Origin of the sequence: Aeromonas sp. R6-2 (assembly GCF_040908155.1) — a bacterium.
Lineage (GTDB): Bacteria > Pseudomonadota > Gammaproteobacteria > Enterobacterales > Aeromonadaceae > Aeromonas > Aeromonas schubertii.
The window spans coordinates 19001-28821 of record NZ_JBFODE010000022.1 but is presented as its reverse complement, the minus strand read 5'-3'; the positions used below and the strand labels follow the sequence as shown (position 1 = coordinate 28821).

Genomic DNA, 9821 nt, shown 5'->3' with positions numbered 1-9821 from the left:
AAACCCTGGTAATAATGGCGCGCTCGAGAGGATTCGAACCTCTGACCGCCTGGTTCGTAGCCAGGTACTCTATCCAGCTGAGCTACGAGCGCGCAAATGGTCATATTTTGATTTCAGCAAGGCTCACTCTAGATGGCGCGCTCGAGAGGATTCGAACCTCTGACCGCCTGGTTCGTAGCCAGGTACTCTATCCAGCTGAGCTACGAGCGCGTCGTTTAGAGCGATAAAAAAAAGCTTACCGACCAGTAAGCCTTTCTTATTCACCGGTTTCCCGGCATGTCCACCTTGGACTGAAATGGCGCGCCCGAGAGGATTCGAACCTCTGACCGCCTGGTTCGTAGCCAGGTACTCTATCCAGCTGAGCTACGGGCGCTAAATGGCGGTGAAGGAGGGATTCGAACCCTCGATGCGGGTATAAGCCGCATACTCCCTTAGCAGGGGAGCGCCTTCAGCCTCTCGGCCACCTCACCGTTGCGGGGCCAGATATTACTTCACGGGACAGATTAGTCAAACTTTTTTTCGATGAAACAGCGCGTTCGGTCACTAACCGGCCAAAGTGTGGAAAATTCACACTAAATACCACAAACCCGGCTCCGGAAAGGCCAGAAACGGGGTTCCGGCCCCCAAACAAAAAGGCGACCCCAGGGTCGCCTCTTTCATCAGTAACCGGACTGGCCCGGCTCTTTTTCCGCCTGAATGCGCTGGTAGATCTCCTCACGGTGAACGGAGACCTCCTTCGGGGCATTCACGCCGATGCGTACCTGGTTACCCTTCACACCCAGCACGGTAACGGTCACTTCATCACCGATCATCAGGGTTTCACCAACACGACGAGTCAAAATCAGCATTCGCTTGCTCCTGTATCCTGTCATTTTTTAGTCAATCTGTTGAAGCCATTATCCAACAAACTGGCCAAAATAGTAAATGGTTGAAACTAAATCACCGGGGAATCACCCCATGGGCTGCTCTTGTGGCTCATGATCGAGTTCAAACGCATCGTGCAAGGCACGAACCGCCAGCTCCAGATACTTCTCGTCCACCACCACCGAGATCTTGATCTCGGAGGTGGAGATAAGCTGCATGTTGATGCCGTTCTCACCCAGCACACGGAACATGGTCCGTGCCACTCCCGGATGATTCCACATGCCGACCCCGACGATGGAGACCTTGGCGATCGCCTCGTTACCCTGTACGCAAGAGGCGCCCAGCTCGGTTGCCGTCGCCTCAAGCAGGGCGCGAGCACGCCGGTAATCATCCCGATTCACCGTAAAGGTAAAATCTGCACTGCCGTCACCCAACGAATTCTGAACGATCATATCGACGTCGATATTGGCATCGCTGACCGGCCCCAGTATCCTGGCCGCCACCGTGGGCTTGTCAGGCACACCAAGTATGGTCAGGCTGGCCTCGTTGCGATTAAACGCGATACCTGACACCAGGGGTGCTTCCATCCGTTCACCTCCGTATGTGATGAGGGTTCCTTCCCCGTCTGCAAAGCTCGACAGCACCCGCAATGGAACCCGGTACTTGCCGGCAAACTCGACCGAACGAATCTGCAACACCTTGGCCCCGAGGCTCGCCATCTCCAGCATCTCCTCGAAGGTGATGGTAGCAAGGCGCCTGGCCTTTGGCTCGATACGCGGATCCGTGGTGTAGACGCCGTCCACATCGGTAAAGATCTGGCACTCGTCAGCCTTGATGGCTGCCGCCACCGCCACTGCAGTGGTATCTGACCCCCCCCGTCCCAGGGTGGTGATGGCGTTGTGCTCATCACGTCCCTGGAAACCGGCGATCACCACCACCTTGCCGGCGTCGAGCTGGGCCCGCACCGGATCTGTGTCGATCCGGCTGATACGCGCCTTGCCATAGGCCGAATCGGTGTGAATACGGACCTGATCCCCCGTCATGGAGACAGCCGGGCAACCGCGCTGATTCAGCGCGATGGCCAGCAGGGCGATGGTCACCTGCTCACCGGTCGAGATGAGGACATCCACCTCCCGGCGATCCGCATCGGGATCCAGCTGCTGGGCCATGCCCAGCAACCGGTTGGTCTCCCCTGACATGGCGGAAACCACCACCACCACGTCGTGTCCCTGGGCGCGGGTCAGTTTGACCCGCTCGGCGACAGCCTCGATCCGCTCCAACGAGCCGACCGAGGTACCACCGAATTTCTGAACATAGAGTGCCACAGTTCACCTTGCCCTGTTACAGGCGCTCGCCCAACCAGGAGTGGGCCGCTTCCAGGGCTGCCGGCAGGGCGGCAGGCTCGGTACCTCCGGCCTGGGCCATGTCCGGACGGCCACCCCCCTTGCCGCCCACCTGCTGGGCCACCAGGTTGACCAACTCGCCCGCCTTCACCTTGCCGGTCAGGTCCGGGGTGACGCCGGCGATCAGGTTGACCTTGCCGTCGTGGACGGTGGCCAGCAGGATCACGGCGGACTTGAGCTGGTTCTTCAGCTCGTCCATGGTCGTGCGCAGGGACTTGGGCTCGACCCCTTCCAGGGTGGCGATAAGGGTCTTCTGACCGTTCACCTCGACCGCCTTGCCCAGCAGATCAGTTCCGGCCTGAGCAGCCAGCTTGGCCTTGAGCTGCTCCAGCTCGCGCTCCATCATCTTGGACTTGTCGAGCAGCTGACGGACCTTGCTGCCAATGGAGAACTGATCGCCCTTCACCAGGGCTGCCGCCTCTTCAAATTGCTCGGCCAGCTGGTGCATGAAGTCGATAGCCCCCTTGCCGGTCACCGCCTCGATACGACGCACACCGGCGGCAATGCCACTCTCGGCGATGATCTTGAAGAAGCCGATATCCCCGGTACGGCTGGCATGGGTACCACCGCACAGCTCGGTGGAGTAGTCGCCCATGCGCACCACGCGCACCTCGTCGTCATACTTCTCACCGAACAGCGCCATGGCGCCGGCCTCTTTGGCGGACTCCAGATCCATCTCGCGGGTCGCCACCTCGTGGTTGGCGCGGATCTGGGCGTTGACCAGCTCCTCGACACGACGAATGGTGGCCATGGTGAGCCCCTCGAAGTGGGAGAAGTCGAAGCGCATGCGCTCGGCCCCCACCAGGGAGCCCTTCTGGGTCACATGATCACCGAGCGCCTGACGCAGGGCAGCATGCAGCAGGTGAGTCACTGAGTGGTTAAGGGCAATGGCCTGACGGCGCTCCCCATCGACCTCGGCCAGCACGGCGGCGCCCTTCTCCAGGGTACCGAGCTCCATGTAGCCCTTGTGAATGATCGCCTTGCCCGCCTTTTGGGTATCGGTCACGGCAAACACGCCGTCGTCGACCCTGATGACGCCGGTGTCGCCCACCTGACCACCGGACTCGGCGTAGAAGGGGGTCTGCTCCAGCACGATCACGGCCTCGTCACCGGCGATAAGACCGCTCACCTCGTCGGTACCCTTGTAGATACCGACCACCCGGGTCTGCTCACTCAGGCTCTTGTAGCCGGTAAAGGGGGTCTCCACGTCGAGCTTGAGCATCTCGTTGTAGTTCACGCCGAAGCTGGAAGCCTCTTTGGCGCGGGCACGCTGCTTCTCCATTTCGGCATGGAAGCCGGCCTCGTCGATGCCGATGTCGCGATCGCGCACCACATCGGCGGTCAGATCCGCCGGGAAGCCATAGGTGTCGTAGAGCTTGAAGACCACATCACCCGGCACCACCTTGGCATCGCCCAGATTGGCCAGTACCTCTTCGAGCAGCAGCAGACCGCGGTCCAGGGTGCGAACAAACTGCTCTTCCTCGATACGCAGCACGCGCTCCACCAGGGCGCGCTGGGCGATCAGCTCTTCGCCCACGTCGGCCATCTGAGTGGACAGTTCACCGACCAGCTTGTAGAAGAAGACATCCTTGGCACCGAGCTTGCGGCCGTGACGCACGGCACGGCGGATGATGCGGCGCAGCACATAACCACGACCCTCGTTGGAGGGCATGACACCGTCGGCCACCAGGAAGGCGCAGGAGCGGATGTGGTCGGCGATGACGCGCAGGGACTGATTGCTCAGATCGGTGGTACCGACTACCTCGGCAGCCTTCTTGATCAGGGCCTGGAAGATGTCGATCTCGTAGTTGGAGTGCACGCCCTGCATGATGGCAGAGATACGCTCCAGCCCCATGCCGGTGTCCACAGAGGGACGCGGCAGCGGCTCCATGGTGCCGTCAGCCTGGCGGTTGAACTGCATGAAGACCACGTTCCAGATCTCGATGAAACGATCCCCGTCTTCTTCGGGAGAGCCGGGAGGGCCACCCCAGATGTGATCCCCGTGGTCGTAGAAGATCTCGGTGCAGGGACCACAGGGGCCGGTATCGCCCATGGCCCAGAAGTTGTCAGAGGCGTACGGAGCACCCTTGTTGTCACCGATGCGCACGATGCGATCGGTCGGCACACCCACTTCCTTGGCCCAGATATCATAGGCTTCGTCATCGGTGGCGTAGACGGTCACCAGCAGGCGCTCTTTCGGCAGCTGCAGCGCCTCGGTGAGGAAGCCCCAGGCAAACTTGATGGCGTCTTGCTTGAAGTAGTCACCGAAGCTGAAGTTGCCCAGCATCTCGAAGAAGGTGTGGTGACGGGCGGTGTAACCCACGTTTTCCAGGTCATTGTGCTTGCCGCCGGCGCGCACGCAGCGTTGGGCCGTGGTGGCGCGGCTGTAGGCGCGCTTGTCGCCCCCGAGGAAAACGTCCTTGAACTGGTTCATCCCCGCATTGGTGAACAGCAGGGTCGGGTCGTTGTGAGGAACCAGGGAGCTGGAGGAGACAACCTGGTGCCCCTGCGAACGGAAATACTCGAGAAACGCGCGGCGAATCTCTGACGTGGACATATGCATGGAAAATCCTGCTAGATACGTAAACGGACTTTTGACCGCAATAATGTATGTTTTCTGCCTCGTAAAGTAAAACGGACGGGGCCCGCCACCGGTGAAAAAACAGGCCCCGGTGGTTTACACCGGAGCCTCTCTGCGTCACTCCTTGTGTGACGAGCTTCCCTTGAGCTCGTCGAGGGCATGGCGCACCTGATCTTGCACAAACCCCCGCCCGAGCAAGGCTCGGGCCAGTTTGGCCCGCACCCTGGGGTCAGAGAGGTCACTCCCGGCCCCCTTGCGCGCCAGCCAGTCGGCCGCCAGGGTGAACCAGTCGATATCCTCTGCCTCCAGTGCAGTCTCGGCCTGTCCCCCAGTGATCCCCTTGCGTCTGAGTTCGAAACGTACCTTCTGGGGCCCATAGTGGCGCCGTGCCAGGGAACGCACCAGCATGCCGGCATAGCGGGCATCGTCAACCCAGCCGCTCGCCTTGCAACGGGCCACCACCTCGGCGGCCATGGCCTCATCCACACCTTGCCGCAGCAGACGGTCAGCCAACTCCCGTTCACCACTCTCCTTGCTGGCCAGGCTGCGCATGGCGAAGTTCATCGCCTCGGTCAGGCTCTTCTCGCTATCATCGTGCATAGAAACAATCAGGCCGGGATGATCCCGGCCTGCTCAACTTAGAATTCCTGCTCTTGCTCGTCGAAGAGTTCCTCTTCGTCACCGGCCTTGGCCTCGCCGGCCTGGTGCTCGCCGCTCAGCAGCAGCTCGCGCAGCTTGGCCTCAAGTTCACCGGCCAGAGCCTTGTTCTCCACCAGCAGCTTCATGACGTTGGCCTTACCCTGGCCGATCTTCTCGCCGTTATAGCTGTACCAGGCACCGGACTTCTCGATCAGCTTGTGTTTGACGCCGAGATCCACCAGCTCGCCCTCTTTGGAGATGCCGGCACCATACATGATCTGGAACTCGGCCTGCTTGAAGGGAGGGGCGACCTTGTTCTTGACCACCTTGACGCGGGTCTCGTTACCCACCACCTCTTCGCCATCCTTGATGGCGCCGGTACGGCGAATGTCCAGACGCACGGAGGCGTAGAACTTCAGGGCGTTACCACCTGTGGTGGTCTCGGGGTTACCGAACATGACGCCGATCTTCATCCGGATCTGGTTGATGAAGATGCACAGGCAGTTGGCATTCTTGATATTGGCGGTCAGCTTGCGCAGGGCCTGGGACATCAAGCGAGCCTGCAGGCCGACGTGAGAGTCCCCCATCTCGCCTTCGATCTCCGCCTTCGGGGTCAGAGCCGCGACCGAGTCGACGATGATGACGTCCACCGCGCCGGAGCGTACCAGCATGTCGCAGATCTCCAGGGCCTGTTCACCGGTATCCGGCTGGGAGACCAGCAGGTCGTCCACATTGACCCCCAGCTTGGCAGCATAGATGGGGTCCAGGGCATGTTCGGCATCCACGAAGGCACAAGTCTTGCCTTTCTTCTGGGCTTCGGCGATCACCTGCAGGGTCAGCGTGGTCTTACCGGAGGATTCCGGACCGTAGATCTCGACGATACGGCCGCACGGCAGACCGCCGATCCCAAGGGCGATGTCCAGGGAGAGGGAACCGGTGGAGATGGCTTCGATATCCATGGTCTGGGAGTCGCCCAGGCGCATGATGGAGCCCTTGCCAAACTGCTTCTCAATCTGGCCCAGCGCTGCCGCCAGTGCCTTCTGCTTGTTCTGATCCATGCCTATCTCCGCTGGACGTCATGAGGTAATGGGAAAGTTGGGACAAGTATACTGTCTATTCATACAGTATCAAGTCTATTTTGGGTAACCAGGGCGAGCAGGCCCGACAGAGCCTGACCGACCACCTGCTGACGCACCCCATGACGATCCCCGTCGAAGCGGGCCAGCAGGGCTTCACTGCGGCCATCGCGGCAGGCCCAGGCAAACCAGACGGTGCCGACCGGCTTGAGCTCGCTGCCGCCCCCGGGGCCGGCGATGCCGCTCACCGCCACGGCCAGATCGGCCCGGGAGCGGGCCAGGGCGCCACGAGCCATCTCCAGCACCACCGACTCACTGACGGCGCCGTGCCTCTCGAGCGTGGCCGCTTGCACCCCCAACATCTCCTGCTTGGCCTCGTTGGTATAGGTGACGAAGCTGCGATCGAACCAACCCGAACTGCCGGCTATCTCGGTGATGACGGTGGCGATGCCGCCCCCGGTGCAGGACTCTGCGGTGGCCACCCAGAGGGCCCTGGCCTGCAGGGCTGCCCCCAGACGGGCCGCCAGCTCCAGATTGTGTTGCTGTTGATGCATGCTGCTCTTCTCCCTTGGCCAAAGGGCCATTATGGATCAGGGTCGCAACCGATGGCGAGGCAACATAGAATAGCCGCCATTGGCCAACGCCCCCCTTCTGGAATGACCATGAACGAACTCGATTTTGCCCTCGGCGCCCCCTCGGCGGCCCTGAGCCAGCACACCCCCATGATGCAGCAGTACCTCACCCTCAAGGCGGAGAATCCCGAGATCCTGCTCTTCTACCGCATGGGCGACTTCTATGAGCTCTTCTACGACGATGCTCGCAAGGCCTCCCAGCTGCTTGACATCTCATTGACCAAGCGCGGTCAGTCTGCCGGTACCCCCATCCCCATGGCAGGGGTGCCCTATCACGCCATCGAAGGGTATCTGGCCAAGCTGGTGCAACTCGGTGAGTCCGCCGCCATCTGCGAGCAGGTCGGCGATCCGGCCACCAGCAAGGGACCGGTGGAGCGCAAGGTGATCCGCATCGTGACGCCGGGCACCGTCTCCGACGAGGCACTGCTCACCGAGCGGCAGGACAACCTGATCGCCGCCGTCTATCACGACGGCCGCCAGTTTGGCTACGGCACCCTGGACATCGGCTCGGGCCGCTTCTTCATCAATCAGTTTGCCAAAGAAGAGACCCTGCTGGCCGAGCTGCAGCGCACCAACCCGGCCGAGCTGCTCTACCCCGAGTCGTTCGACTTTATGCGCCACATCGAAGGGCGCCGTGGCCTGCGCCGTCGCCCCGAATGGGAGTACGAGATTGGCACCGCCCGCAAGCTGCTGTGCCAGCAGTTTGGCACCCAGGATCTGGTAGGCTTTGGCGTCGACCAGAGCGAGACCGCCCTGTGCGCCGCCGGCTGCCTGCTGCAGTATGTGAAAGACACCCAGCGCACCGCCCTGCCCCACATCCGCGGGGTGCGCCTGGAGCAGCCGGATCACGCCGTCATCATGGACGCCGCTACCCGCCGTAACCTGGAGCTGACCCAGAACCTGGCCGGCGGCAATGACAACACCCTGGCCGACGTGCTGGACCGCACCGCCACCCCCATGGGCAGCCGCCTGCTCAAACGCTGGCTGCACCAGCCCATTCGCGATCGGGTAATCCTCAAGGGGCGTCAGAGCACCATTCACGAGCTCATCGAGCAGAATCTCTACGACGCGCTTGGCGACTTGCTGCGCCAGGTGGGCGATGTGGAGCGGGTGCTGGCACGCCTGGCCCTGCGCTCGGCCCGGCCGCGCGATCTCACCCGCCTGCGCCAGGCCTTTACCCAGTTGCCCGAGCTGCAACAGCTGCTGGCAGACAGCGAACACGAGGCTCTGCAACAACTGCGCGAGCGCGCCAGCACCTTCCCGGAGCTGCGCGATCTGCTCGAGCGCGCCGTGATGGAGAATCCGCCCGTCATCATCCGCGACGGCGGCGTCATCCGCGATGGCTTTAACAACGAACTCGACGAGCTGCGGGATCTGGCCGGTGGCGCCACCGCCAGCCTGGCCCGCATCGAGGAGCGGGAGCGTCTGCTGACCGGCATCAACACCCTCAAGGTGGGCTACAACAAGGTGCATGGCTTCTACATCGAGGTGAGCCGTGCCAACAGCCATCTGGTGCCGGCCCATTACATCCGCCGCCAGACTCTCAAGAACAACGAGCGCTACATCATCGACGAGCTCAAGCATTATGAGGACAAGGTGCTGACTGCCCAGGCCCAGGCCCTGGCGCTGGAGAAACGCCTCTACGAGGAGTTGCTCGATCAGTTGCTGCCTCATCTGGCCGAGCTGCAGGAGTCCGCAGCCGCCCTGGCCGAGCTGGACGTGCTCGGCACCCTGGCCGAACGGGCCGAGACCCTCAACTACTGCTGCCCCGAGCTGATCCACGAGGATCGCATCGAGATCGAGGGGGCGCGCCACCCGGTCGTGGAACAGGTATTGAGCGATCCCTTCATCGCCAACCCCATCACCCTGCACCGCGCCCGCCGCATGCTGATCATCACAGGCCCCAACATGGGTGGTAAGTCTACCTACATGCGCCAGACGGCCCTCATCGTGCTGCTGGCCCATATCGGCGCCTTCGTCCCGGCCGAGCGGGCGGTGATCGGCCCCATCGATCGCATCTTCACCCGGATCGGGGCGTCGGATGATCTGGCCTCGGGCCGCTCCACCTTCATGGTGGAGATGACCGAGACCGCCAACATCCTCAACAACGCCACCGCCCAGAGCCTGGTGTTGATGGACGAGATCGGCCGCGGCACCAGCACCTACGACGGCCTGTCGCTGGCCTGGGCCTGTGCCGAGCAGCTGGCGAGCAAAATCGGCGCCTACACCCTGTTCGCCACCCACTACTTCGAGATGACCCGGCTGCCGGAGCTGCTCGAGGGGCTGGCCAACGTCCACCTGGATGCGGTCGAGCACGGCGACACCATCGCCTTTATGCACGCGGTGCAAGAGGGGGCGGCCAGCCGCTCCTACGGCCTGCAGGTGGCGGCCCTGGCCGGGGTGCCCAAGAGTGTCATCCACCAGGCGCGCCACAAGCTGGCCGAGCTGGAGAGCGGCGCTCACACCCCGCCGACGGGAAGCCCGGCACCGCGCCCCCTTCCCGAGCCCCTGCCCCATCCCGTGGTGGAGGAGCTGGAGGGGATCCGCCCCGACGAGCTCACCCCACGCCAGGCACTCGACCTCGTCTACCGTCTCAAGCAGTTGGTGTAAACCGGCCATGAAAAAG

7 protein-coding genes and 4 tRNA genes are annotated in these 9821 nt (G+C 62.3%); 1 reads left to right on the top strand and 10 read right to left on the bottom strand.

The window, feature by feature from the left end; all coding sequences use genetic code 11:
- Positions 1-15: 15 nt before the first annotated feature.
- The 10 genes from AB5Y48_RS03155 to pncC form a co-directional block, all read right to left on the bottom strand.
- Positions 16-92, bottom strand: a tRNA-Arg gene (locus AB5Y48_RS03155).
- Between the two features lie 41 nt (positions 93-133).
- A tRNA-Arg gene (locus AB5Y48_RS03150) sits at positions 134-210 on the bottom strand.
- An 86-nt stretch (positions 211-296) separates the two neighbouring features.
- Positions 297-373 (bottom strand) — tRNA-Arg (locus AB5Y48_RS03145).
- A 4-nt stretch (positions 374-377) separates the two neighbouring features.
- Positions 378-470: transfer RNA gene (locus AB5Y48_RS03140), tRNA-Ser, on the bottom strand.
- Between the two features lie 189 nt (positions 471-659).
- The gene (csrA, locus tag AB5Y48_RS03135) at positions 660-848 is read right to left on the bottom strand and encodes a carbon storage regulator CsrA (protein ID WP_005348616.1); all 189 of its coding nucleotides are present in this window, start codon (positions 846-848) and stop codon (positions 660-662) included.
- 102 nt (positions 849-950) lie between these two features.
- Positions 951-2189 carry an aspartate kinase gene (locus AB5Y48_RS03130; RefSeq protein WP_136612804.1) on the bottom strand — a complete coding sequence of 413 codons (1239 nt, stop codon included), beginning with the start codon at positions 2187-2189 and terminating at the stop codon, positions 951-953.
- A 16-nt stretch (positions 2190-2205) separates the two neighbouring features.
- Positions 2206-4830: an alanine--tRNA ligase gene (gene alaS / locus AB5Y48_RS03125; RefSeq protein ID WP_368163737.1), complete on the bottom strand. Its 2625-nt coding sequence runs from the start codon at positions 4828-4830 to the stop codon at positions 2206-2208.
- Positions 4831-4965: 135 nt separating this feature from the next.
- Entirely contained in the window at positions 4966-5448 is a 483-nt protein-coding gene (locus tag AB5Y48_RS03120) for a regulatory protein RecX (protein ID WP_060583937.1), read from the bottom strand.
- Between the two features lie 38 nt (positions 5449-5486).
- The gene (recA, locus tag AB5Y48_RS03115; RefSeq protein WP_050667726.1) at positions 5487-6545 is read right to left on the bottom strand and encodes a recombinase RecA; all 1059 of its coding nucleotides are present in this window, start codon (positions 6543-6545) and stop codon (positions 5487-5489) included.
- A 59-nt stretch (positions 6546-6604) separates the two neighbouring features.
- Positions 6605-7117, bottom strand: a complete 513-nt coding sequence (gene pncC, locus AB5Y48_RS03110) for a nicotinamide-nucleotide amidase (RefSeq protein ID WP_368163736.1) — start codon at positions 7115-7117, stop codon at positions 6605-6607.
- A gap of 108 nt (positions 7118-7225) precedes the next feature.
- Here pncC and mutS point away from each other — a divergent pair, with 108 nt between their 5' ends.
- Complete coding sequence (gene mutS, locus AB5Y48_RS03105) at positions 7226-9805, top strand: DNA mismatch repair protein MutS (protein ID WP_368163735.1); 2580 nt, start codon at positions 7226-7228, stop codon at positions 9803-9805.
- Positions 9806-9821 lie beyond the last annotated feature (16 nt).